23 protein-coding genes and 1 pseudogene are annotated in these 25,283 nt (G+C 28.8%); 5 read left to right on the top strand and 19 right to left on the bottom strand.

Annotation, left to right across the window (positions count from 1 at the left end; genetic code table 11):
• Nucleotides 1–188: 188 nt before the first annotated feature.
• The 3 genes and pseudogenes from JWYL7_RS10920 to JWYL7_RS01335 all read right to left on the bottom strand — a co-directional run bounded on the left by JWYL7_RS10920 (nt 189) and on the right by JWYL7_RS01335 (nt 3,358).
• Nucleotides 189–1,712, bottom strand: a complete 1,524-nt coding sequence (locus JWYL7_RS10920; protein WP_416386121.1) for an ABC transporter substrate-binding protein — start codon at nt 1,710–1,712, stop codon at nt 189–191.
• Between the two features lie 156 nt (nt 1,713–1,868).
• Nucleotides 1,869–2,342: pseudogene (locus JWYL7_RS10915) on the bottom strand (methyl-accepting chemotaxis protein); the annotation flags it as partial.
• A 428-nt stretch (nt 2,343–2,770) separates the two neighbouring features.
• A complete protein-coding gene (locus tag JWYL7_RS01335; protein WP_066067807.1) occupies nt 2,771–3,358 on the bottom strand; it encodes a DUF4230 domain-containing protein in 588 nt (195 codons plus the stop codon).
• 77 nt (nt 3,359–3,435) lie between these two features.
• Between JWYL7_RS01335 and JWYL7_RS01330 the strand changes: the two genes are divergently transcribed.
• Entirely contained in the window at nt 3,436–5,049 is a 1,614-nt protein-coding gene (locus tag JWYL7_RS01330; protein ID WP_331721885.1) for a putative manganese-dependent inorganic diphosphatase, read from the top strand.
• Nucleotides 5,050–5,081: 32 nt separating this feature from the next.
• On the opposite strand, the gene JWYL7_RS01325 is transcribed toward JWYL7_RS01330, so the two are convergent.
• The 5 genes from JWYL7_RS01325 to pcrA form a co-directional block, all read right to left on the bottom strand.
• Nucleotides 5,082–5,603 carry a peptidylprolyl isomerase gene (locus JWYL7_RS01325; protein ID WP_066067801.1) on the bottom strand — a complete coding sequence of 174 codons (522 nt, stop codon included), beginning with the start codon at nt 5,601–5,603 and terminating at the stop codon, nt 5,082–5,084.
• Nucleotides 5,604–5,643: 40 nt separating this feature from the next.
• On the bottom strand, nt 5,644–6,234 hold the full coding sequence (locus tag JWYL7_RS01320; protein WP_066067798.1) for an AAA family ATPase: 591 nt from the start codon (nt 6,232–6,234) through the stop codon (nt 5,644–5,646).
• Between the two features lie 117 nt (nt 6,235–6,351).
• A complete protein-coding gene (locus JWYL7_RS01315) occupies nt 6,352–6,708 on the bottom strand; it encodes a flavin reductase family protein (RefSeq protein ID WP_066067795.1) in 357 nt (118 codons plus the stop codon).
• On the bottom strand, nt 6,689–7,489 hold the full coding sequence (locus tag JWYL7_RS01310) for a patatin-like phospholipase family protein (protein ID WP_066067792.1): 801 nt from the start codon (nt 7,487–7,489) through the stop codon (nt 6,689–6,691). Before JWYL7_RS01310 ends, JWYL7_RS01315 begins: the two co-directional genes overlap by 20 nt.
• A 14-nt stretch (nt 7,490–7,503) precedes the next feature.
• The gene (pcrA, locus tag JWYL7_RS01305; RefSeq protein ID WP_066067789.1) at nt 7,504–9,681 is read right to left on the bottom strand and encodes a DNA helicase PcrA; all 2,178 of its coding nucleotides are present in this window, start codon (nt 9,679–9,681) and stop codon (nt 7,504–7,506) included.
• Nucleotides 9,682–9,791: 110 nt separating this feature from the next.
• Here pcrA and JWYL7_RS01300 point away from each other — a divergent pair, with 110 nt between their 5' ends.
• Nucleotides 9,792–9,971, top strand: coding sequence for a hypothetical protein (locus tag JWYL7_RS01300; protein ID WP_066067785.1), 180 nt, complete (start codon nt 9,792–9,794; stop codon nt 9,969–9,971).
• 31 nt (nt 9,972–10,002) lie between these two features.
• Here JWYL7_RS01300 and JWYL7_RS01295 read toward each other — a convergent pair whose 3' ends face one another.
• The 9 genes from JWYL7_RS01295 to JWYL7_RS01255 all read right to left on the bottom strand — a co-directional run bounded on the left by JWYL7_RS01295 (nt 10,003) and on the right by JWYL7_RS01255 (nt 20,903).
• The gene (locus tag JWYL7_RS01295) at nt 10,003–11,376 is read right to left on the bottom strand and encodes an MATE family efflux transporter (protein ID WP_066067782.1); all 1,374 of its coding nucleotides are present in this window, start codon (nt 11,374–11,376) and stop codon (nt 10,003–10,005) included.
• Nucleotides 11,377–11,494: 118 nt separating this feature from the next.
• Nucleotides 11,495–12,202 (bottom strand): ABC transporter ATP-binding protein, encoded by a 708-nt coding sequence (locus tag JWYL7_RS01290; protein WP_066067779.1) that lies wholly within the window; start codon nt 12,200–12,202, stop codon nt 11,495–11,497.
• Nucleotides 12,196–12,972: an ABC transporter ATP-binding protein gene (locus JWYL7_RS01285; protein ID WP_066067777.1), complete on the bottom strand. Its 777-nt coding sequence runs from the start codon at nt 12,970–12,972 to the stop codon at nt 12,196–12,198. The genes JWYL7_RS01290 and JWYL7_RS01285 overlap by 7 nt, the downstream gene beginning before the upstream one ends.
• 1 nt (nt 12,973) lies before the next feature.
• Entirely contained in the window at nt 12,974–13,861 is an 888-nt protein-coding gene (locus tag JWYL7_RS01280) for a branched-chain amino acid ABC transporter permease (protein ID WP_066067775.1), read from the bottom strand.
• 11 nt (nt 13,862–13,872) lie between these two features.
• Nucleotides 13,873–14,751: a branched-chain amino acid ABC transporter permease gene (locus tag JWYL7_RS01275; RefSeq protein WP_066067772.1), complete on the bottom strand. Its 879-nt coding sequence runs from the start codon at nt 14,749–14,751 to the stop codon at nt 13,873–13,875.
• A 56-nt stretch (nt 14,752–14,807) separates the two neighbouring features.
• The gene (locus JWYL7_RS01270) at nt 14,808–15,956 is read right to left on the bottom strand and encodes an ABC transporter substrate-binding protein (RefSeq protein WP_072280143.1); all 1,149 of its coding nucleotides are present in this window, start codon (nt 15,954–15,956) and stop codon (nt 14,808–14,810) included.
• Between the two features lie 123 nt (nt 15,957–16,079).
• Nucleotides 16,080–19,124 carry a carbamoyl-phosphate synthase large subunit gene (gene carB / locus JWYL7_RS01265; RefSeq protein WP_066067769.1) on the bottom strand — a complete coding sequence of 1,015 codons (3,045 nt, stop codon included), beginning with the start codon at nt 19,122–19,124 and terminating at the stop codon, nt 16,080–16,082.
• Nucleotides 19,125–19,126: 2 nt separating this feature from the next.
• Nucleotides 19,127–20,191 (bottom strand): glutamine-hydrolyzing carbamoyl-phosphate synthase small subunit, encoded by a 1,065-nt coding sequence (gene carA / locus JWYL7_RS01260; protein WP_066072269.1) that lies wholly within the window; start codon nt 20,189–20,191, stop codon nt 19,127–19,129.
• Between the two features lie 208 nt (nt 20,192–20,399).
• The gene (locus tag JWYL7_RS01255; RefSeq protein ID WP_066067766.1) at nt 20,400–20,903 is read right to left on the bottom strand and encodes an ECF transporter S component; all 504 of its coding nucleotides are present in this window, start codon (nt 20,901–20,903) and stop codon (nt 20,400–20,402) included.
• A gap of 131 nt (nt 20,904–21,034) precedes the next feature.
• Between JWYL7_RS01255 and JWYL7_RS01250 the strand changes: the two genes are divergently transcribed.
• Nucleotides 21,035–21,358: a hypothetical protein gene (locus JWYL7_RS01250; RefSeq protein WP_066067763.1), complete on the top strand. Its 324-nt coding sequence runs from the start codon at nt 21,035–21,037 to the stop codon at nt 21,356–21,358.
• A 23-nt stretch (nt 21,359–21,381) separates the two neighbouring features.
• On the opposite strand, the gene JWYL7_RS01245 is transcribed toward JWYL7_RS01250, so the two are convergent.
• Nucleotides 21,382–22,338 carry a calcium/sodium antiporter gene (locus tag JWYL7_RS01245; RefSeq protein ID WP_334292117.1) on the bottom strand — a complete coding sequence of 319 codons (957 nt, stop codon included), beginning with the start codon at nt 22,336–22,338 and terminating at the stop codon, nt 21,382–21,384.
• An 11-nt stretch (nt 22,339–22,349) separates the two neighbouring features.
• Complete coding sequence (locus JWYL7_RS01240; protein WP_066067757.1) at nt 22,350–23,414, bottom strand: hypothetical protein; 1,065 nt, start codon at nt 23,412–23,414, stop codon at nt 22,350–22,352.
• A gap of 147 nt (nt 23,415–23,561) precedes the next feature.
• Here JWYL7_RS01240 and JWYL7_RS01235 point away from each other — a divergent pair, with 147 nt between their 5' ends.
• Together JWYL7_RS01235 and JWYL7_RS01230 are read left to right on the top strand one after the other, a co-directional pair.
• Nucleotides 23,562–24,293, top strand: a complete 732-nt coding sequence (locus tag JWYL7_RS01235) for an HAD family hydrolase (protein WP_066067754.1) — start codon at nt 23,562–23,564, stop codon at nt 24,291–24,293.
• 441 nt (nt 24,294–24,734) lie between these two features.
• Complete coding sequence (locus JWYL7_RS01230) at nt 24,735–25,220, top strand: hypothetical protein (protein ID WP_066067751.1); 486 nt, start codon at nt 24,735–24,737, stop codon at nt 25,218–25,220.
• Nucleotides 25,221–25,283: the final 63 nt, after the last annotated feature.

Raw genomic sequence — 25,283 nt, 5'->3', positions numbered from 1 at the left:
TTATTTTTCCTTATTCACAGGAAAACGTTTGTATTTTCCTCATTTGTATCATGAACTTCCTATTGTTTTTTTGTTGTCAATCGTTATTTTTAGACAAATAAATTTTGTATTTTAGATTTATATTTGATATAGTTTTATCATTTATACAGAAAAAAGTCTTCTATTTTGTGAAATAGAAGACTTTTTTTCTACATCTTTTCAAGAATTATATCTTCATATCTTACTTTACCTATTGGGTTTAAAACTACATTAGATACATTGTCCTTGTGTAGATATGCAGTTTTTGGATGATAAAGGAATATCCACGGAGCATCATCTAATATTATTTCTTGAATCTTTTTATACATATCTATTCTTTTTTCTGGATTAATTATTTTTTTAGCTTCTTTCATAAGCTCAACTACTTGATAATTATCATATCCACAAAAGTTTGTATAATTATCTGGATGAAATAAAGGTTCTAGGTAGTTATCAGGATCTCCCGTATCTGCAATCCAACCCATTATAAATAAATCACATTTTGAAATACTCTCTGGTTTTAAATAGTTTTCTTTTGGAACTTGTATAATTTCACATTCTATTCCAATTTCCTTTAAATCATCAATTATAAACTCTATAGTTTTTTCATTGTTTGTCTTTTTGTTTGTATTATTTTTTTGAATTATTATTTTAAGTTTTTCATTTATTTTTCCTATTCCTTCTCTTTGAAGTATTTCTTTAGCTTTTCTTATGTCATATTTAAATCCTGAAAGTGCTTTATCATCTACTATAGTAGTAGGAAATACCCCTTTAGATTCTGATGCTAAGTTACTCATAACATTTTGTATTATTCTTTGTTTGTTTACTGCATAGTTTATAGCTTTTCTTACTTGTTTATTTTTAGCAAATATAGAATTTGATTTTAAGTTAAAACCACAAAATACAGTAGTCATTACATCTTGAGTCTTTATCTTACTTTCATACTTAGTTCCTTTAAATTCATCAATTGATATATTGTTATTTAATATAACAAAGTCATATTTATCATTTATTATATTTTCTACAAGGTTATTATCATCATAAACTACTTCTATTTTATCTACATAAGGAATTCCACCAAAATAATCCTTACAAGACGTAAGTATATATTTATTATTTTCTTTACTTTCTATTTTATAAGGTCCACAACCTGTATATATCCCTCTTTGAACATCTTCTTTAGCTAGTATCACACAACATGATTGTGCTAAATTTAATAAAAATCCACTATAAGAGCTTTCAAGTTTGATAGATATTCTATATCTATCAATAATTTTTATTCCATTAACTTCTCTTGTTTTTCCTTCCATATATTCTTTAGCTCCACATATAGGCAATAAAAACCAACTATTAGGAGATTTTAGAGAAGGGCTTAAAAGCCTTTCTAGCGAATATTTTACATCTTCAGCTGTAACTTCTCTTCCATTATGAAATTTGCATCCCTTTCTTAGGTTAAATACCCAAGTTAAATTATCTTCTTCAACATACCAACTTTTAGCTATACCTGGCATTATATTTGTTGATTGCCCCTGAGTTAAAAGACCTAAGTGTATGTTGCTAAACAACCTAGAACTTTCTTGGTCAAATGCCATAGCAGGATCTAAAGTAGTTATATCGTTATTCATCCATGTTCTAATAACAGTTTCTTGTTTATTGCTCACTCTTAAATTAAATATATCATTTGTTATATTCATCAAATCCCTAGAAGTTTTAGATAACATTTGAATAGATGATTTAGTATGCTCTGTGCTCATCAGTGCTATTTCAGTCATAGATATTACTTTTTCAGATACTTTTTTCATATATTCTGTAGAATCCATTACTTTTTGAAGATTATTAGTTTGATCATTTATAGCCGTATTTATCTCTTTTGTAACATCTGTTGTAGCACTTACAGAGTCTATTATTTTGTTAAATACTGAGTTTGTATCATTAGCTATTATGACCCCTTCTTTTACCTTTAGTGTACTTTCATCCATAGCTTGTATAGTTTTTTGTATACTTTGTTCTATTTCTTTTATCGTCTTTGCTATCTCTTCAGCTGACTCATTACTTCTTTGAGCTAATTTTCTAACTTCATCTGCAACAACTGAAAAACCTCTTCCTGCTTCTCCAGCTCTTGCAGCCTCTATTGCAGCATTTAATGCTAAAAGGTTTGTTTGATTTGCTATATCTCTTATTATTTTTAGCATTCCTTCAATTTGAGTTGATTGATAGCTTAAAGACATTACTACATTTTTTATGTATTCAACAGAGTTTTCTATTTCATTCATAGCTTTAATAGAATTATCAACAGCTATGCTACCTTGTTTTGCAACTTCCATTGTATGATTTGCTATTTCTTTTGAGCTTTCAGTATTAGCATGAACTTGTTGAACAAACGCATAGTAATTTCTAATTTCATCTATAACGTTATTTACAGACTCCATTTGGAATTCTGCATTTTTAGATATATTATTTATAGTATTTATAAGATTTTCTATAGAAAAGTCTGTTTCTTCTACTCTTTTAGAAATCTTTTCTATAGTTATCTTTTGATTTTTCATTAATAGTTCATCATCTAAACAAACATCTTGTACTGCTACATCTGAGCTTGCTGCAATTTGTTCATAAACTTCGTTTTTGTTTTCTTTAAATTTAGATAAAAACTTAAACGTCATCTTTTGTCCCCCTAACAACCATATGATTTTATATTATACCATTAAATCATAGAATAATCTAACTTTTGAAAATATTTTCAATAAATCAATTTTTATTTATTAAATATTATATTAATGTCTTGATAACCTAAATCTTTGAAAAATTCCTCTAAAAATTTTCTACTATTTTCTGAAGCTTCATCTAAAAATCCTTTCTCTATTATTTCTTTTTCTGTTAGCTTTTTTTGATTTAAAATTTCATTTATCATATCATTGAAAGAAAGTCTGTTAAATATAGCATTTTTTTCATCATATACGTATACGTTTTTTTCATCTATGTTGTGTTCTAATATAACAGCTTTATCTAATTTAACTGTTATAGAGTTTTTAGTTTTATCTACTGATATATCTACGCTATCTAGCTTTATTCCAGCTTTTATATAGCCTTCATATTTTATTAAGAATGATTTTTCTGTAAAAGGTATTTCAATTTCTTTTATTCTTTTATTTTCTCTAAAGGATATTATGTTACTATAATAATATTTGGTAGTCGAAAGTTCTGAGATTGTAGATAGTCTTTCCATTATTATGTTTGATTCTACTTTAGAAAAGTTTCTATTGATTTTATAAACACTTATAAATGAAACTATTATTATTAATACTAATAGTATTATTTTTATTTTGTTTATTTTGCTAATCAATATATCACCATCCTTAATATTTCTGATATAATCAGTATATTAATTTAAAAGTGTAAATATTAACTAAAAGGAGGATAATGAAATTGTCTATATTTATATTCGGACATAAAAATCCTGATACCGACTCAGTTTCATCTAGTATTGCCTTTTCTAACCTTAAAAACAAACTAGGATATGAAACTATTCCTTGTGTACTTGGAGATATAAATAAAGAATCTAGGTTTGTTTTAGATTACTTTGAAGTTGATGAGCCTAAATTTATTAAAAATGTAAAAATACAAGTAAAAGATCTTAAGTACGATACAGTCGATGGAATCCTTCCTGATAAATCTATTTTGTATGCATATAAAACTATGGAAAATAACAATTTAAGAACTTTGCCTATAGTCGATGAAAATAATAGATTATTAGGTATAGTAACAATGAAAGATATAGCTATGGAGCTTATTAAAGGAAACTTTTATACTTTAAATACTTCTTTGCTCAATATAGTAGATGATCTTAATGGGAAAATATTAGTTGGAGAAGACTTTGTTGTTTATGGAAAGATTTCTGTAATAGCGTATTATTATGAAACTGTAAAAGGAACTTTAGGCGAAAATGATATTATAATTGTAGGAGATAGGTACGATATTATTGAACATTGTATAAATTCTCGTGTTAAATTGATTATATTAACAGGAGGATCTAATTTACCTGAAAAATATTTATATCTTGCAAAATCTTTTAATGTTCCTATAATATCAGTTCCACACGATACTTATACTACTTCTAAACTTATAAACCAGTGTAATTATATTTCATCTATAATGAGAGAAGATGTTATAAAGTTTGACGAAAATGAATACATAGAAGATATAACAGACGATGTAATAACTAATAACCTTAGAAATTATCCTATAGTTAAAGATAATAATATATTTTTAGGATTCTTAGGTAGAAAACATTTAATAAATCCTAGCAAGAAAAAAGTTATACTTGTAGATCATAACGAATACTCTCAAAGTGCAGATGGATTAAATGAAGCAGAAATACTTGAAATTGTTGATCATCATAAAATAGGAGATATATATACTTGTGTTCCTATAAACTTTAGGAATATGCCTGTTGGAAGTACATGTACTATAATTTACAATATGTATAAAGAACAAAATATAGATATAGACTATAAAACTGCCGGAGTTTTACTTGCTGGTATAATATCTGATACATTATTTTTTAAATCTCCAACTACAACAGATTTAGATAAAAATGCGGTAGACTCTCTTAACAAAATACTAAATATAGACATTGAAAAATTTGCTATGGATATGTTCAAAGCTGGAACTTCTCTTGAAGGATTCACTATTGATGAAATTTTCTACAAAGACTTTAAGGAGTTTAACATAGAAGGAGTAAAATGTGGGATCGGACAAGTATTTACACTTAATATAGAAGCTATATTCAACAGAAAAGAAGAATTTATAAGTTTTATAGAAAAGGTTCATGAAGATAAAGGATACTTTTTAACTCTTCTTGTTATAACTGACATAATAAAAGAAGGTTCTTATTTAATCTATAAATGTGATAACAATAGCGTAATCCCTCTAGCTTTTAATATTTCAAACCAAGGAGATTTTTCAAAGGGATTGGTTTCTAGAAAAAAACAAGTAGTTCCTCGTATAGCTGAAAGTATTAAGATGATAAAATAAGGAAGAAATCAAAAGATTTCTTCCTTTTCTCTTTATATTTTCTCTACTTGTGGGTATTCTACTCCGAAAGTTTCAACCGTTACTTTCTTCATTCTTTGGTCTTCAAGTGGCCTATCCATATAATTTGTTTTAACATTTACTATTCTATCAACCTCATCCATGCCATTTATAACTCTACCAAAAGAAGCATATTGCCCATCTAAGTGAGGAGATTTTGCAACCATTATAAAAAATTGAGATCCAGCAGAATTTGGCATTGAAGTTCTCGCCATAGATATTACTCCTCTTTCATGTTTTAAGTTATTAGTAAATCCATTCATTGTAAACTCGCCTTTTATTGAATAACCTGGACCACCCATTCCTGTACCATCTGGGCATCCACCTTGAATCATAAATCCAGGTATTACTCTGTGAAATATAAGGCCATCATAATATCCTTTTTGAACTAATGATATAAAGTTTCTAACTGTATTAGGAGCAATATGAGGGTATAGCTCTATTTCTATTTTATTACCATTTTCCATTTCTATTGTAACTATAGGATTTTTTTGCATAATATCTCTCCTTTTTATGTATTTGAAAAAGAAGCTGATTTTACTCAGCTTCATCACACAATTCTAAAGTTTCCTTATATTCAAGTCCTAGTACTGAAAGTATTTTTTTAGCTCTTTCTTTAGTACTTCCTGTAACTTCTATAAACTTTACGTTTTCACTTTTAAGGAAAGTAAGTATAGCTTCATCTACTGCTCTTGCTACTTCTTCATCTTGCCATCTTACTCCATCTTTAACATATCCAAATTCCCTTGGAACATAAAATATATAATCATAGTTTTGGATATCTTCTATTGCTAGGGAATAAAGATCTTTTAGTATTTCTATTTCTTTCTTAGTTCTTTCTTTTCCTCCTAGCATAAACCTTCCATATACATAAGGTATGAACGTAGCGTAATCAGTAAGAGCATACTCAAAATCAGATAAAGCATCTTCTAATTTCTTTTGTCCTAAATATATTCCGTATTGCTCTGCTATACTTTCAATCATACCTTTTTCTTTTAAATACTCAGTTGAATATTCAAAAGCACATCCTACATCTAATCCTAATATTTTCATTTCTACATATAGATGTTGAATAAGTGTAGTCTTTCCACATCTTGGTCCACCTAGTATCGCAATTCTTTTAGCCATCTAACATTCACTCCGTAATATCATATTTTAAAAGACGACTAATTTATTATACTAATTTTTAGATGAATATTCAACATAAGCATTTAAAGAATTTATGTATTTTAAAATTTTCCAAGGTTAATCAGTTATATATACAGAAACTATTTCTCCATAGTAAAGTACATGATAATCTCCATTTGGATAACATTTATCTTTTATATTTTCATCTATAAATCCATTTTCGTTCATATCTTGTTTGTATACTATTTTACATTCTAAATGAAGATTACACTCTTTTATTACTGGAGTAGCTACTTTATTAGAGTTTATAGCAGTTAAACCACACTCTTTAAATTTATCTATATCTCTTCCAGATTTTCTTCCACAAATAGTTAATTCTTCTTTTAAGTCTTTATCTTTTACTGTCAGGAAAGCTCCTTTTTGTAATTGTTCTAAAAGCTCTTTTGACATATCGCTAAATTTTAATTCCCTCATTTTTGTCCTCCTTAATAATTATATCTTTACTTAGTTTATAGCCCTCATTAAATAAATCTATACAAAATTCATTTTCAAATCTAAGAGTATCCCTAGGTTCTAAATTTCTTTGTGGACTTATAACAACTATTTCTTCTAAATTGTAGCTTTGAAGTAAATAATCAGGTACTTGATAATTATTTCTAAGAGGTATTATAATCAACTTTTTAACTTTATTTTTTATAAATGGACTTAGCAATGTGTTATTTATTAAACCTCCATCTAACGAATATCCATCATATACTCCATTTTTTATATCTTCTTTAAATTCTTCCGATACCTTTTTGAAATCAAAATTTTCTATTATATCCTTCATCAATATTCCATTTTGAGTTCTATAAGGAATTGAGGAACTATATTTTATAATATCTAGCTTGTCTTTAACTTTAGTAATATCTACAACAACCTCTTTTATATCTTTATCAATAACTTTTATATAGTTTATATAAACAGATTTTATATAACTGTTTTCTCCTTCAAGCTTTTTAAGAATATCTATTAACATATCATTTTCTAGTATATTGTTTGTACATACACAGTTTTTATATCTTTCTTCATCTATGTTTGTCCAAACCTGTTTTAACTTTTCTATACAGCCTTTGTATATAAAATATGAATTTATAGCTCCTATTGAAGTTCCTGAGATTATATCAAAATTTACTCCCATCTCATAAAGCCCATAAACTACACCTGCTTGAAAAGCTCCTTTTGCTCCCCCTCCTGGCAAACAAAGTCCAAGCACAAAACCAACCCCCTTTAGATTATTTCTAAATCTATATATTCTATATTTATACTTTTTATCCCTTTATTTTCAAAAGCTATATTCACAACAGACCCTACTTTGCTTACAACTGTTCCAATTCCAAATTTAGGATGGCGAATTTTACATCCCAAAGCTATATCTTTATTTTTGTTTTGAAGTAATTGTTTTGTTTGGCCTATTTTATACTTTTCCTTGTACTTTTCAAGTAAACTAACTCCTGTATTAGTTTTTATACTTTTTTCATCGCTATTTAATCTTTCTATATATTCTTGTCCAATTTCATTGATAAATCTTGAACTTTGTGAATAATTTGTTCTTCCATAAATTGTTCTCATACTTGCATGGGTTAAATATACTTTTTGCATACCTCTTGTAATTCCAACATAGCAAAGTCTTCTTTCTTCTTCTAATTCATTTTCATCTACTAAAGCTCTTGACGTTGGAAATATTCCTTCTTCCATACCTGATAAAAACACTACAGGAAACTCAAGCCCTTTAGCACTATGAAGTGTCATAAGAGATACAAAGTTCATATCTTCATCTAAAGAATCTAAATCAGAAACTAATGATACTGATGCTAAAAAAGTTTCTAAATCCTTTTCATCACTAGTATTTTCAAAATCAATAGCAACAGATATAAACTCTTTTAAGTTTTCTATTCTTGATTGACTTTCTACATCTTTTTGCTGTTCTAATTCTTTTATATACCCTGTATTATCTAGCACTTTTTCTATCAACTTACTTACAGGATACATTTCTTTCATAGCCATAAAAGTAGATATTAAACTTGTAAATTCATTTAACTTTGCTTTAGCTCTTGTTGATATATCTGATATATTATCTACTTCGAGTAAAACTGAGTATATACTCTCTCTTTTTAAGATAGCTACTTCTTCTATTTTTTCTAATGTCTTAAGACCTATTCCCCTTTTAGGTACATTTATTATTCTTTTTAAACTTACATCATCAAGAGGATTTTGGATTAATCTTAAGTAAGCTAACAAATCTTTTATTTCTTTTCTTTCATAGAATTTTATTCCTCCATATATCCTATATGGTATATTTTGTCTTATTAAAGCTTCTTCTATAGCACGTGACTGAGCATTAGTTCTATATAAAATAGCAAAATCACTATATTTTTTATCTTTTTCCTTTACATATTTTGATATTGTATGGGCTATAAAATCTCCTTCTTCTTTTTCATCACTTGCTTTAAATAATCCTATTTTATCTCCTTTATCATTTTCAGTCCAAAGTTTTTTTACCTTTCTACTGCTATTGTTGTATATAACCTTATTTGCAGCATCTAATATTGTTTTTGTTGATCTATAGTTTTGTTCTAGTTTTACTATATAAACATCGTCAAAGTCTTTTTCAAATTCTAATATATTCCTTATATCAGCACCTCTCCAACCATATATAGATTGGTCATCATCTCCAACTACACATAAATTCTTATGTTTTGACGATAAAAGCTTTATAAATTCATATTGAGCTTTGTTTGTATCCTGATACTCATCTACCATTATATATTTGAATTTTCTTTGATAAAAATCTAAAACACCTTCATTTTTCTCGAATAGCTCTATAGTTTTCATTATAAGATCATCAAAGTCTAAAGAATTATTTCTAACTAGTCTATCTTGGTAAAGAGAATACACTTTCGCTACTTTATTCATTCTAAAATCGCCTTCATGTATTTTACTAAACTTTTTAGGATCTATTAGTTTATCTTTAGCATCTGATATATAATTTATAACTGTTTTAGGTTCTAATATTTTTTCATTAATATTCAGCTCTTTTAAACAATCCTTTATAAGAGTTATTTGATCTAATCTGTCATATATTACAAAAGATCTTGTGTAACCTATTTTATCTATATCTTTTCTAAGTATTCTTACGCAACAAGAGTGGAATGTACTTATCCACATATCTTTTGTCTTAGGACCTATCATTTGTTCTACTCTTTCTTTCATTTCATTTGCAGCTTTATTTGTAAATGTAATAGCTAATATATTAGCAGGATTTACATTTAAATTTTCTATTAAATAAGCAATTCTATTTGTTAAAACTCTTGTTTTTCCTGATCCAGCTCCAGCTAATATCAAAACTGGACCTTCTGTTTTAACAACAGCTTGTTTTTGCATAGGATTTAAATTATCTATATTCATAACTTCCTCCTTTAAATTTTTACAGTAAGTATATTTTAATTCAAATTCTATAATTTTTTAAGGTTATTTTTTTTATTATATGAAAAACTAATCATTAAGGAGGGATACAAATGAAAGCTAAAAATTCGAATGATTCAATTCAAGCTACTTACAATGCAGAGAAATATAAAGTTATAGAAAGACCTTTAACGGGACTTGTCATGCCACTAGATATGAAAAGAGATTTTGACTGTATTGATTCTCTTAGATTTGCCGAGGGCGAATCTTTAGTAAAAGATGATAAAAAGTAAAATATAGTGCAGGCTAGCCTGCACTATATTTTTAGCTTTCATTTATTATATCGTTATTTTGTATTTTTTCTTCATCTAGTTTTTTCATTTCAATGAATAATACTATGAATGTTAATATAAAGGATAAAAAGTCTGATATAGGAGATGCAAGCCATACTCCCTCAAGTCCTAAAAATTTAGGCATTATTATCAAAACTGGAATTAAAAATAAAACTTGTCTTGATAAACTTAAAAACATAGAGTATTTAGCCTTTCCAACTGCCTGAAAGTAGTTTGATCCTACTATCTGAAATCCTACTATAGGAAGCATACACATAACCACTTTCATTCCATAAGCTCCTATCCTAATCAAGTCCTTATCTTCATTATTAAAAATCATTATAAGATTTTCAGGGTATTTCATAATAACTATAAATCCGGCTATACATATTATTGTAGATACTAAGATAGCATATTTTAAAGTTTCTTTGACTCTATCATATTCCTTTGCTCCATAATTATACCCTATTATAGGTTGTGAACCTTGATTAATTCCGAATATAGGCATAAGTATGAACATACTTATACTATTTATTATACCCATAGCAGCTACAGCAGAATCTCCACCATAAGTATAAAGATACCTATTTAAAATTACAACTATAACACTTGCTGCTATTTGCATAGAAAAAGGTGCAAGACCTATTGCAATAATTTCTTTCACTATCCTCATATCAAGTTTTAAGTTCTTTGTGTATATCTTTAGGCTACTTTTTCCTCCAATAAAGTAGTAAAGTACCCAAGATGAAGATATAGCCTGAGAAATTACAGTTGCAATTGCAGCTCCCTTTATACCCATATTAAAAGTAAATATAAATAAAGGGTCTAATGCAACGTTTGCTACAGCTCCTATTATCATTGTGTACATTGCAATCTTTGGATTTCCCTCTGCTCTTATAAATCCATTCATCCCAAATCCTATACTTTGAAATATACTTCCCATAAGTATAATACCTAAATACTCTCTAGCATAAGGTAAAACTGCACTGCTAGCTCCAAACCTTGTAAGTATAGGATTTACAAATATTAGACCAAGAACACTTATAGTTATAGAAGTAACTACAAGAAGTGAAAATGCATTTCCTAAAATAATCTGTGCTTGATCATATTTTTGTTCTCCCAATCTAATAGAAATCAAAGATGTAGCTCCAATTCCTATAAGCATACCAAAAGCCATAATTATAAGCATAATGGGAAAACTAATTGTAATTGAAGTAAGTGCTAAAGATCCTACTCCTCTTCCTATAAATATTCTATCTACAACATTGTATATAGAATTTACTATCATTCCAACAATAGCAGGAATAGAAAACTTCAATAAAAGCTTTCCTATTTTTTCTTCTCCAAGTTGTTTTGAATGCTCCAAATCTTAATCCTCCTATATAATTATCATAACTTATATTTTATATTTATATTGATATATATGTCAATTTACAATATATCCAAAAACAATCCCTATATACATAAAGTATATAGGGCATTTGTTATTTTTTCTTTCCTAAATAAGCTTCTTGTATAGAAGCATCATTTATTAAATCTTTTGCATATCCTTTTGTTACTATTCTTCCTTGTTCTAACACATAAGCCTTATCAGATATAGCTAACGCTTGATATGCATTTTGCTCTACAAGCAATATAGTTTTATTCATATTTTTTATTTGTTGTATTATCTCAAATATAGTCTTTATAATAAGAGGTGCTAATCCTAAAGATGGTTCATCTAATAATATAAGTTCTGGATCACTCATAAGCCCTCTTCCTATTGCTAACATCTGTTGTTCTCCACCAGATAGTGTTCCTGCCATTTGACTTGTTCTTTCTTTCAACCTTGGAAACAGATTATATACATTTTCTAAATCTTTTTGTATTTTATCCTTATCATTCCTAATATAGGCTCCCATTAAAAGATTTTCTTTTACTGTAAGATTTGCAAATATATGTCTTCCTTCCGGAACTTGACATATTCCTTGTTTTACTATTTTGTGAGGTAGTTTAGAAATTTCTTTACCTTTATATGTTATTATACCTTCTTTTGGCTTTACTATACCAGATATACTATTTAAAAGTGTTGATTTGCCTGCACCATTTGATCCTATTATAGAAACTATTTCACCTTGATTAACCTCTATATCAACACCTTTTAATGCATGAATACCCCCATAATAAACATTAAGATTTTCTACTTTTAGCAAGATGCATCCTCCTTTCCAAGGTAAGCTTCCACGACGCTACTGTTTTCTTGTATCTCTCTTGGAGTTCCCTGTGCAAGCTTTCTTCCAAAATTTAAAACTAATATATTGTCACATATACCCATTATAAGGTCCATGTGATGCTCTATTACGATAACTGTTAAATCAAATCTATCTCTTATCTCTTTTATAAGGTTCATAAGCTGTATTGTTTCTTCAGGATTCATTCCAGCTGCAGGCTCATCTAATAAAAGTAGCTTTGGCTTTAAAGCAAGAGCTCTACCTATCTCAAGCCTTCTTTGAAACCCATAAGGTAAATTCACAGCTATATCATCTTTTCTATCCCAAAGTCCCATTATATTTATAATCTCATCTGCCTGTTTTCTCAAATTTTCTTCTTGTGATTTAAATCTTTTATTTCTAATAGAACAATCTATTAAAGAATAATCAGCGTTATTATGACATGCTGTTAGAATATTTTCATATGTAGTGAGTTTCTTAAAAAGTTTTATATTCTGGAAAGTTCTGGTTATTCCACAGTTAGCTACTTCAAATGGTCTTAAATTGTCTATTCTTTTATCTTCAAATATTATCTTGCCATCAGTTATTTTATATATTCCAGTTATAAGGTTAAATATGGTAGTTTTTCCTGCTCCATTCGGTCCTATAAGGCCAAATATACTTCCTTTTTGTACTTGAAAATCTACATTCCCTACTGCTGTTAACCCTCCAAACTGTTTAGTAATATTTTCAATTTTCAGTATGGTGCTCATATTAATCAGCCCCCGTCTCCGTTTTCTTATTTAGAGAAAATACCTTTTTGAAAAATCTTTTTATATTATCAATAGTTATCTCATATCCTCCCATTAAACCTTGTGGTCTACTTATCATTATAAATATAACTGCTATTCCATATACTACTAGCCTCCACTGAGAGAAAGTTCTTAAAATTTCTGGTAAAGCTGTAAGAGTTAAAGCTCCTATTATACTTCCAGATATACTTCCAAGTCCACCGAATATTACTATTATAGTAAGCTCTGTTGATTTTATTAGTTGGAACATTCTCGGCTGTAAAAATCCTAAATAATGAGCAAGCATTCCTCCTGCTATACCAGCATAAGCTGCACTTATTGCTAGTGATATAAGTTTATATTTAAATACATTTATTCCTATTATCTCAGAAGCCATTTCTTCTTCTCTTATTGCCTTCATATTTCTTCCGTGTCGAGATCTTATTATATTTGCAAGTATTATTACTCCTACTATATTTATTATTAATACGTTTGTTAAGTTTGTTTTCATAGGAATTCCAGCTAATCCTCTAGCCCCACCAAAATATTGTATATTATCAAGTATAAGTCTTATAGCTTCACCAAAGCCTAGTGTTGCTATACAAAAATAATCTCCTTTTAGGTTAAGTGTTAACTTTCCTATTATAAGACTTACTAAACTAGCTACAAATCCTCCAAGTAAAAGCGATATTATAAAAGGAGTTTTAAAGTTTAAAGTCATAATAGCAGCTACATACCCTCCTATTGCCATAAACCCAGCATGACCAAATGAAAATAATCCTGTAAATCCTGTAAGCAAAGAAAGTCCAAGAACAGCAAGTAAATTTATGCCTGATAGTATTAATATACCTTGAATATAAAACCAGTTCATGATACCCCCCCTTATGCCTTATCCTCAGTAGATTTGCCCATAATACCTGTAGGTTTTACTACAAGTACAAATATAAGTAAGGCAAATGCTATGAGATCTCTATATTGAGAAGATATATAACCTGAAGTTAATGTTTCTATTATTCCAAGCAAAATCGATCCAATAACTGCACCTGGAAGACTTCCTAACCCTCCAAAAACAGCTGCTATAAAAGATTTCATTGTTATAAATCCTATTTGAGGATAAACTGTATACTTCATTCCAAATAAAACTCCAGCAATTCCTGCTAAAAAACCTCCAAGTGCAAATACTGTAAATATTATTCTATCTGTATTGACTCCCATTAGTGTACTTGCTCTAATGCTGTATGAAGTTGCTTTAATAGCCATTCCTGTTTTTGTTTTTTCTATTATATATATCAGTATAGATAAACTAACTGCTGATATTATAAACATTACCAAGTCTAGTCTTCCTACTGAAATGCTTCCTATATTGATTGGAGATAGAGAAAATACATTTGGATAAGTTCTAAAAGTAGGCCCTATTGTTGCTATTACTATATTTTCTAAAAATATAGAAGCTCCCATTGCTGATATTATAAAGTATAAAAATGGAGCATTTCTTTTTCTTAAAGGGCTATACGCTACTTTCTCGATACTAACTGCTAAAAGAGCTGTGCCTAAAGCTGCTAGCAGAAAAGATATGAAAAATGGAATGTTTAATATTGTCATTAAGAAAAAACCTATATATGCACCTATCATTATTACTCCACCATGAGCAAAATTACTAAAATTCATAATACTATAAACCAAAGAATATCCTACAGCCATAAGGGCATATACACTTCCTATGGAAAGTCCATTTATTAGCTGTTGCAAAAACGAATTCATACTTTCCCCCCTTAAGTTTTCTAGTTAAATCAAAAGAGGGTAAAACCCTCTTTTGACTACTTAACTCCATATTTTTGCTGGAATTTATATCCACCATTTTCAATTTTAATTATTGCAGCTTCTTTTCCTTCTGGGTTATGTGTATCTTTACTTATATTGATTTGACCTGTTATTCCCTTAATACTTGTTGTTGAAAGTGCACTAGCTATTTGACTTGGATCTAAACTATTAGCTTTTATTACTGCAGCTTCTAACAATCTAACTGCATCGTGAGCTAAGAATCCATTTATTTCTATAGGTCTATTGTATTTTTCTTCATAAGCTGTTTTAAAATCCTGAACTTCTGGATCATCAAAATCAAGATGATTAACTACGTAGCTTCCATCTATAGAATCTTTCGCCATTTCTAATAATTGATCAGATGGCCATCCATCTCCACCCATTAATACTGCATCTATACCTAATTCTCTTGCTTGGTTTGCACTTAGAGCAACTTCTTTATAAAAATATGGCATAAATATAACTTCTGGATTTGCATCTTTTATTTTGCTAAGCTGTGGTCTAAAGTCTACATCACCAAACTTAAATCCTTCTTTAGCAACTATTTGACCACCCTTTTCTACGAAGCTTTTTTCAAAGAATTCTGTAAGCCCTTGAGAATAGTCATCTGTTACATCATATAAAATAGCAGCTCTAGTAAATCCTAAAACTTCAGCTGCATATCCAGCTGCAACTGCTCCTTGATAAGGATCTATAAAACATACCCTAAAGTTATATGGCTTTACATTTCCATCTACAACCGTTACTTTAGGATTTGTAGCAACTGTTGCTATGCTTGCTACTTTCATTTCTTCTAAAACTCCAGATATAGATATTGCCTGACCACTAGAGTTTGGACCTATTATAGCTATAACTCTATCTTGAGATGTAAGTCTTTTTACTGCATTAACAGCTTCCATAGCATCTCCACGAGTGTCATATCCAACTACTTCTACTTTTTTTCCTAAAATACCACCACTATTGTTTATCTCTTCTACAACCATTTTAACTGCATTTAGTTCACATGTTCCCCAAACAGCTTGATCTCCTGTCAATGATCCTATCCATCCTATTTTTACAGTATCAGAATCTTGTGTGCATCCTGTTAATATGATACTAATAACCATCAAAAGTGAAACAATTAATCCTGTAAACCTTTTCCTCAAATCGATCCCCCCAAAGACTTTTTTTCTTACCTTTTAGAAAAGAGTATGCACCTTATGCTTGCCCTATTCTGAATAAAAATTTATTTTATGTTAAAATTTATATATCAAAAAAGGAGAAGAAGCCTATTTGGCTTCTTCTGAAAAATACTCATTTATATCTTTATAATCTATTTTTTTATTTTCAATCTCAACTTTCATAGCCCTTAAGAATAGCCTAGCTGTATCTAAAGATGTAAATATAGGAACTTTATTTTCTATTGCAGCTTTCCTTATTTCATACCCCTGTGTTGTAGTAATATTTCCTTTTGAAGGAGTGTTTATTATTATATTTATATCACTATATAATTTTTGTTTTAGCTCACTTACATCCATTAAATTAGAATCTAAATTATTCTCTAATAAAAATTTATGTGTACCCTTAGAAGCATAAATTTTAAAGCCTATATTTTTGTATTCTTTTATAATATCTAGTAATTCTTTTTTGTCCTCATCTTTTATAGATACATATATACTTCCTTTTAAAGGTATATTTATATTAGATGCAATAAATCCTTTATATATTGCTATATCAAGATCTTTATCAATTCCTAACACTTCTCCTGTTGACTTCATTTCTGGCCCTAGATGCATATCAGCTCCTACTATCTTCTCACTTGAAAAAACAGGTACCTTAACAGCATAAATGTTTTTATTTTTCATAAGTGTAGTTTCATAATTATAATCTCTTAACTTTTTGCCTAACATCAAGTTAGTAGCAATTTTGACCATAGGAACTTGAGTTACTTTGCTTAGTATAGGTACAGTTCTTGAAGCTCTAGGGTTAACCTCTATAACATATACATTTTGTCCATCGTATACATATTGTATATTTATCAATCCTACAGTTTTAAGACCTGTACTTATCTTTTTAGTATACTCTACTAAAGTATCTATTACATGTTCACTTAAGCTAACTGCAGGATATAAGCTTATACTATCTCCTGAGTGAACCCCTGTTCTTTCTACATGCTCCATAATTCCAGGTATTAATATGTCATCTGCATCACATATTGCATCAACTTCTATTTCTATACCCTTGATATATTTATCTATAAGTATAGGGTGATCTTTTGATACATTAAATGCTTGCTTCATGTAGTTTATAAGCGATTCTTCATCATAAACTACTTGCATAGCTCTTCCACCTATAACATAAGAAGGTCTAACAACAAGTGGGTATCCTAGTTTGTTTGCTACATTTATAGCTTCATTTATATTGCTAGCAGTATCACCTTCAGGAGTTTTTATATTTATTCCTTCTAAAAACTTTCCAAATTTATCTCTATCTTCAGCTAAATCTATAGATTCAAAAGATGTTCCTAAAATATTAACACCATTTTCATGTAGTTTCTTAGCTAGATTTATTGAAGTTTGACCACCAAATTGAACTATAACTCCCTTTGGCTTTTCTTTATTTATTATGTTCATAACATAGTCTATATCAAGTGGCTCAAAATACAACTTATCTGCAATATCAAAATCTGTACTTACTGTTTCAGGGTTGTTGTTAATCATTATAGCTTCATATCCTGCTTCTTTAGCAGCTAAAACACCATGTACACAACAATAGTCAAACTCAATTCCCTGCCCTATCCTTATTGGTCCTGATCCTATTATTATAATCTTTTGTTTATCCGATACTTGACTTTCATCTTCTATATCAAAACATGAATAATAGTAAGGAGTTTTCGCATCAAATTCACCTGCACAAGTATCAACCATTTTATAAACTAAAGATTTATCTTTATTTATATCTAAGCTTTCATCTATGTTTTTTATTTTGTGTAAGAACCACTTATCTATTTTAGTTATATTGTGTATCTGATCTATATCTACACCTATTTTTAGTGCATGAATTATAGCAAATATTCTTTCATCATCACAGCGCTTTATTTTTGAAAGTACTTCACTTTTTCCCATGTAGTTTAAATTAGTCTGAGATTGATCTAGTGATTTTAGTGCTTTTAAGAATGCATCTTCAAAACTTCTACTTATTGCCATAACTTCTCCTGTTGCTTTCATCTGAGTTCCTAATGCTCTATGTGCTATTTTAAACTTATCAAATGGAAATCTTGGCATTTTCACTACTACATAATCTAAAGCTGGCTCAAAATATGCACTAGAATTTTGGGTAACAGAATTTTTTAATTTATCTAGTGTGTAACCAAGTGCTATTTTTGCACTTATCTTTGCAATTGGATAACCTGTAGCCTTAGATGCAAGAGCACTTGATCTACTAACTCTTGGATTTACTTCTATTACTATATATCTATCGCTATTAGGATCTAAAGCAAATTGGACATTACATGCTCCTTTAACATCTAAACTTTTTACTATCTTTATAGCTGATTTTCTTAACATTTGGTATTCTGTATCTCTAAGAGTTTGAGAAGGAGCTACTACTATACTATCTCCTGTATGAATACCTACCGGATCTATATTTTCCATATTACACACAACTATACAATTATCTTTTGCATCTCTTATTACTTCATACTCTATCTCTTTCCATCCTGCTACACTTTGTTCTAGGAGAATTTGACCTATAGGACTGCTTTTAAGTCCCTTAGTACATATTTTTATAAGTTCATCGTAATTATTTGCTATTCCTCCACCAGTTCCTCCTAATGTGTAAGCTGGTCTAATTATTATAGGATAACCATTTATTTTAGCAAACTCTATACATTCATCTATATGATTAGCTACTATACTATTGGCAACCGGCTCATTTATATCTATCATAAGCTGTTTGAAGGCTTCTCTGTCTTCTGCTTTTTTTATCGTTTCACTACTTGTTCCTAGAAGTTTTACATTATATTTTTCTAGAATTTTTTCATCATCTAACTTAGTAGCTATATTCAAAGCTGTTTGTCCACCGAAAGTTGCAATTATTCCATCTGGCCTTTCTATTTGTATTATTCTTTCTATACTTTCTATATTAATTGGTTCTATATAAACTTTATCAGCAACATCTGAATCTGTCATTATTGTAGCTGGATTACTGTTTACAAGTATTGTCTGTATTCCTTCTTCTTTTATTGCTTTGCAAGCCTGTGTTCCAGAATAATCAAATTCTGCTGCTTGTCCTATTATTATAGGTCCTGACCCTATTATCATAACCTTTTTCATAATTATTCCCCCTTAACCATAGATATAAATTTATCGAATATATAAGATGTGTCAGTAGGTCCTGGTGAACCTTCAGGATGAAACTGAACCGAAAAAACTGGAAGTGTTTTATGTTTCATTCCCTCTACTGTCATATCGTTTAAGTTTATATGAGTTATTATCATTTCTTTTTCTATACTTTTACTATCCACTGCATATCCATGGTTTTGGGAAGTTATATAAGCTTTGTCTAGCTCTATGTCATATACTCCGTGGTTTGCTCCTCTATGTCCATATTTTAGCTTATATGTTTGTCCTCCAACTGCTAATGCTAATATTTGATGTCCCATACATATTCCTAGTGTTGGAAAGTTTTTTATTATCTTTTTTGTAGTTTCAACAGCCTCTTTGGCCTCCTTAGGATCTCCTGGGCCATTACTTAACAAAACTCCATCTGGATTTAACTTTACAATCTCATCATAACTTGTTTCATAAGGTAATATTGTTACATCACAATTTCTATCTATCAAATTTTTTATTATATTTTGTTTTACTCCAAAATCTATTACTGCTATTTTAGGGCCTTCCCCCTTAAGTTTTATAATAGTTTTAGTACCTACTTTTTTCATATAATCATGTTTTATTTGGGTACTATTTAATATTTCTTTTAGTTCACTTACAGATATATCTTTATTAGATATTACACATTTTAAACTTCCACAGTCTCTTATTTTCTTAGCTATACTTCTTGTGTCAACTCCATAAACTCCTACAACATTGCTTTTAACAAGCATACTATTTATATCTGAACTTGCCATATAGTTAGAGTAATTCGTACATATTTCTCTTGCTATAAGACCCTTAACATATACCTTGTTAGATTCATTTTCAATTTCATTGATTCCATAATTTCCTATCAAAGGATATGTCATATTTACTATTTGCCCACAATAAGATGGATCTGTTAACATTTCTTGATATCCTGTCATTGAAGTGTTAAATACTATTTCTCCTACACAGGTACCTTCTTTCCCAAATCCTCTCCCTTCATAATAAGTGCCATCTTCTAAGTAGATTAATCCTTTCATTTTATCACCCCTTACACAGTTTTGAGGCAACAAAAAACCTTCTTGCCACAGACGCAAGAAGGTACAGGTATCCCTTATTTGAAAAAGATTCCATATTTGTTTGCCTTTCTAGCCTCTCTGGACCAGTTTAAAGAAATATATCTTTTTATAGAATATTATCATTTAGCTTTTATATTGTCAACAATATATTATAATTATAACTTATATCTTAATTTTGTTTTTTCATCAATGTAGCTATAACACCTTTTTGATTTGGATTTTTAAGACCTTTATCAAGCATAACAGCTAACATTATATTCAAAAATGAGACTATAGTAAGAGGCATAACAATTGCTAAAAAAAATCCCATTCCATATAAAGGAACTAACGAAAGTGGACATAACGCTCCATTTATAATCGTCGAAACTAATACAGCAATAAAAGTATTTACTTTTTTTGTTATATATCCAAACAAAAATACTGCTATAAACATTTCAATAGCTATAATTGTATGGGTTAATATTCCAAGAGGAAACCCGCTGTTAAACGCAGTAGCTAAATGTCCTAAAAAACCTACAATACCTCCATCGAATGGAGATAAAATTATAGCTGCAAAATATCCAGGAAATGAATCTAGTGACATTGAAGTTCCTGGTACCCTTATTACTATTGAAAGTATTACACTTAATGATACTAACATTCCTATTTTTGTAATTCTTTTAGACTTTTCCATCTTTCTACTCCCCTCATTCAATATATCTTAAGTATACCATATTAGAGCAAATATATCTTTAAACTGTAACTATTTTTCATGTTGTTTAATATATATATATTGAAAAGAAAAAATATTTTAGGAGGTCAAATATGAGAAGCTGTAAAACAAAAAAACAAAATAATATGGAGGAAATGATGCCTATGTATCCTATGATGTTTCCTTTCCCTATGATGCCTCATATGATGCCAGGTATGATGGGCATGGAGCATATGGAAGATATGCCTAATATGGAATTTGCTAAGCCTATGGCTTATATGCTTTATTTGTATCCTATTGAAATGCAAATGATGAACTATTGTATGCCTATGATGTATCCTATGATGCCTCACATGATGCCAGGTATGATGCCTCACATGATGCCAGGTATGATGGATAATAGAATGGACTTTTACGACGAAGACGATGACGAGTAAAAAGAGCAGGAGATATTCTCCTGCTAATTTCTTATTATTATATAACTCATATATATGAAATAGCAACTAGCTATTAACGCTCCTTCTAATCTAAATATTGTTCTTTTAGTAAATGCTGCTATATATGTAATTACTGTTGCTATAACAAGATATGTTATATCAAAAAATATATCTGAATCTATCATAATTGGATTTATATAAGATGATATTCCTAAAATAAATAATACATTGAACAAATTAGATCCTATAACATTTCCCATTGCTATATCTGCCTCTTTTTTTAATGCAGCTACTATAGATGTTACAAGTTCAGGTAAAGATGTTCCTATAGCGACTATTGTAAGTCCTACTAAAGTTTCACTCATTCCAAATTTTATAGCTATTGATGAACTAGCTTTTACAACCCATTCTCCTCCAATTATTATTCCTAAAACTCCTATTATAGAAATTATTATGCTTTTTTTCATAGACATTTGCTTTGTTTCTTCCTGGTATGATTCTTTAGATAAAATAGCCATTTCAATTAGATAATATAAAAATATAGAAAATAAAGAAAGAAGTATTAACCCATCTCCTTTTGATATCATATTTGAGTTAGCATTTTGAAGGCTTACATCTGCACATAGTATAAAAAGTACTATAGATGATAAAATCCCAAACGGGAACTCTTTAAATATAGTCATCTTTTGAACTTTCATAGGATTTATTGCTGATGCAATACCTATAACTAAAAGTATATTAAATAAATTTGATCCTATAACATTTCCAAGAGCTATTTCATTTGCTCCTTTAATAGCTGAATTTATACTTACAGCAGCTTCTGGAGCACTTGTCCCAAAAGCGACTATAGTAAGGCCTATAAGTATAGGTGGAACTTTAAATATCTTAGCTATAGAAGAAGCTCCTTCTACAAAAAAATCTGCTCCTTTTATTAGAAATATAAATCCTAAAATTAAAATAATATAATCCAAAATTCTCATCTCCTTATTATTTATATATTTACAAAATCATAGAAATTACAAAATCCATCTTGAGCAAACCCATAGATTATAGATCCTTCGAATATATATTCATCTTTAAATTTTATATGGCCCTTATATTTATTACCTATAAATTTTTTTATATCTTCTTTTTCACTTTCATCGTAACTTGCTATTATTAATTGATTTGCATTTGTTATATAGTAAATACTTTTTATATCATCATTTATGATGTAAATATCTTTTTTTACATGATCATTATTTTTTTTAAACTCTGTAAACATAACCCCATTTTCAAACTCTGTTTTCATGCAGTAAGGATGATCATTATAAAACTTATCTTTAAATTCTTTATCATCAACAATATATAAGGTTATATATTCATATTTTTTAAGCTCATCTAATACATATAAATAATCTACGTTTACCTTCTTGCTATAAATCAATGATACAAGCTTATTGCCTGATATTCTTAAAGCTATATTCATTTTATAATATTTATTGTTATCTTCAAATAAAGCTATACACTTATATTTTCCACTTTCTGTAATAGAGACTATATTTTTTAAAAGTGTTCCATTTGCACTTGTTACATACATATTTGGAATATCTTCATTTACTGAAAAATACTTTAGTGCCTCTTTATCTCTTGCTATAAATCTCATTACTATGTAATTTACTAATTCAATTTCACTTTCTATATCTTTACATATTTTCGGAAATATATCTATATTTTTTACCTGTTTATCTATCATAAATCTGTATTCATCTACTTTACCTGGAAGAATTTTATTATATTTTATATTTTTTGTTCCAAAATAATTTACTAAAAAAATAGCTTCATCTTCAGATATGTATATTCTTTCAGAACCTAATCCTCCCATTAAGCGCTCTTCTTCTTTTAGTAATATATCTTCATCTGCGTTTTTTAAAGATACATAATCAGCAATTCCTAAGCCTTCTGCATCTAAAAGAAAATACTGAGTTATTATATCATTTTGACTCCTCCAGCATATTATAAGACCTACAGTTCCCATAAGTCTTGACCTTGTAACTTTTGAAAATACGAACTTCATTTGTTCACCTTCTCCTATAATCTTTTCATATTATATCATAACTTAGTAAACTTTTTTTGAAATTTTAATTTTTTCAATATTTATATTAATATTCTTCTACTTTTTATTGTAAAATAATACTATTAGATCTTATAAAGGGGTGATTTGTTGAAAAATATAGCGGCGTTTTTCGATATAGATGGTACATTGTATAGAGATTCTCTTATGGTTGAGCATTTTAAAAAACTGATAAGATATGAGATTATAGACCCTTCCCTTTGGTATAGCCATGCTCAGAAAACATTTTTAGAATGGGATAAACGTCAAGCTGACTATGATAAATACCTTTTAGAACTTGCTGATATATATGTAAGTTCTCTAAAGGGAATAGATCTAGATACTATTGACTTTACTAGTAACCAAGTAATAAACCTTAAATCCGAAAGAGTATACAGATATACTCGCTCTAGAATCAAATATCATATAGAGAAGGGGCATACAGTAATATTCATATCTGGAAGTCCTGACTTTTTAGTATCGAAAATGGCTAGAAAATATGGAGTTACGGATTATATAGGAAGTAAATATATCTTTGAAAACAATATATTTACAGGAAAGGTTATTCCTATGTGGGATTCTGAAAATAAAGATAGAGCAATAAAACAATTTATAGAAAAATACGATATAGATCTAACTAAATCATACGCTTATGGAGATACTAACGGAGATGTGTCAATGTTAAAAAGTGTAGCCAATCCCGTAGCTATAAATCCTTCTAATGAACTTTTAAAGGCTATAAAGTCTGATCCTTATTTATATGAAAAAACTAAGATAATAATCGAAAGAAAAGATGTTATATATAATGTAAAGCCTGATGTAGATGTATTGTCTGAATCTTAGGAAAATAAATCAAGGAGACTATTTAGTCTCCTTGATTTATTTCTATCTCAAAATCCTAATTATAGTAGGATAATATATAAGTATTATAGAAGTTATAGCACTTATATAAAATATAATTTTACTAAGTCTACTCACATTTCTTTTTTCTAACTGTCTATGGGCTATATAAAGCATAGCTAGCGAAAATATAACAAATAAATTTCTATACGGTGCTATTTTAGCTGCAAATGCAAGTCCTGCAGTCCCTAGACCTAGGGATGCTAATAATATTCCCCCTCCTCAACAAAGACCTGCAAACAAAGCAGGAAATACAGAAAATATACTAAATAGTTTCTCTTTCATACCTTACCTCCTTTATATAAATATAGTATCAAAAATCAAATATTTGAATAGTATATTCTAGAAAAAAGTTTTTAGAAAAATATTTTAGGGGGTAGAAAAATGGAAGATATCAAATTAAATCAAGAAAACATATTATCTGACCAAGAAGAAGAAAGCAGAAACAAAACTCCAAAGCATAAAGAATGTATCCCAGTTGAAGATGACTGTGAATATATAGTAGGTAACGTAAGCGAAACTATAAAAATATCAAAAGATACAGATGTATGCGAAATAAAAGCTGACTTTGAAGTAAGCAAACAAAGAACTGTAAGAATATGGGGTCAAGTAAAAGATTGTAATGGTAATCCAGTAAAATGCGCACTAGTAAAATTAGTTAAACAAATATGTAGATGTGGAAAAATTGATTATATAGGAGTAGCTCATACAGTTACTGACTGTAAAGGATTTTATCAATTCGATGTTTGCGTTCCTGAAAATACAGAAAAATATAAAGTAATAGTTAGTAAAGCTGCTTCTGGAAAAGAAATAATAAAATCAACAGAATGCGATCCTTGTGGCAAAGATAAATGTTTATGTTTAAAATAGAAAAATAGTGGCGTATGCCACTATTTTTTATACCACATAGGAAATTATGTACTTTAATAAATT

It is taken from the genome of Alkalithermobacter thermoalcaliphilus JW-YL-7 = DSM 7308 (genome assembly GCA_001584565.1).
In the GTDB taxonomy this organism is placed as follows: Bacteria; Bacillota; Clostridia; order Peptostreptococcales; family Peptostreptococcaceae; genus Alkalithermobacter; species Alkalithermobacter thermoalcaliphilus.
The sequence above is the reverse complement of the archived record's forward strand: the minus strand, read 5'-3'. Positions and strand labels throughout refer to the sequence as shown.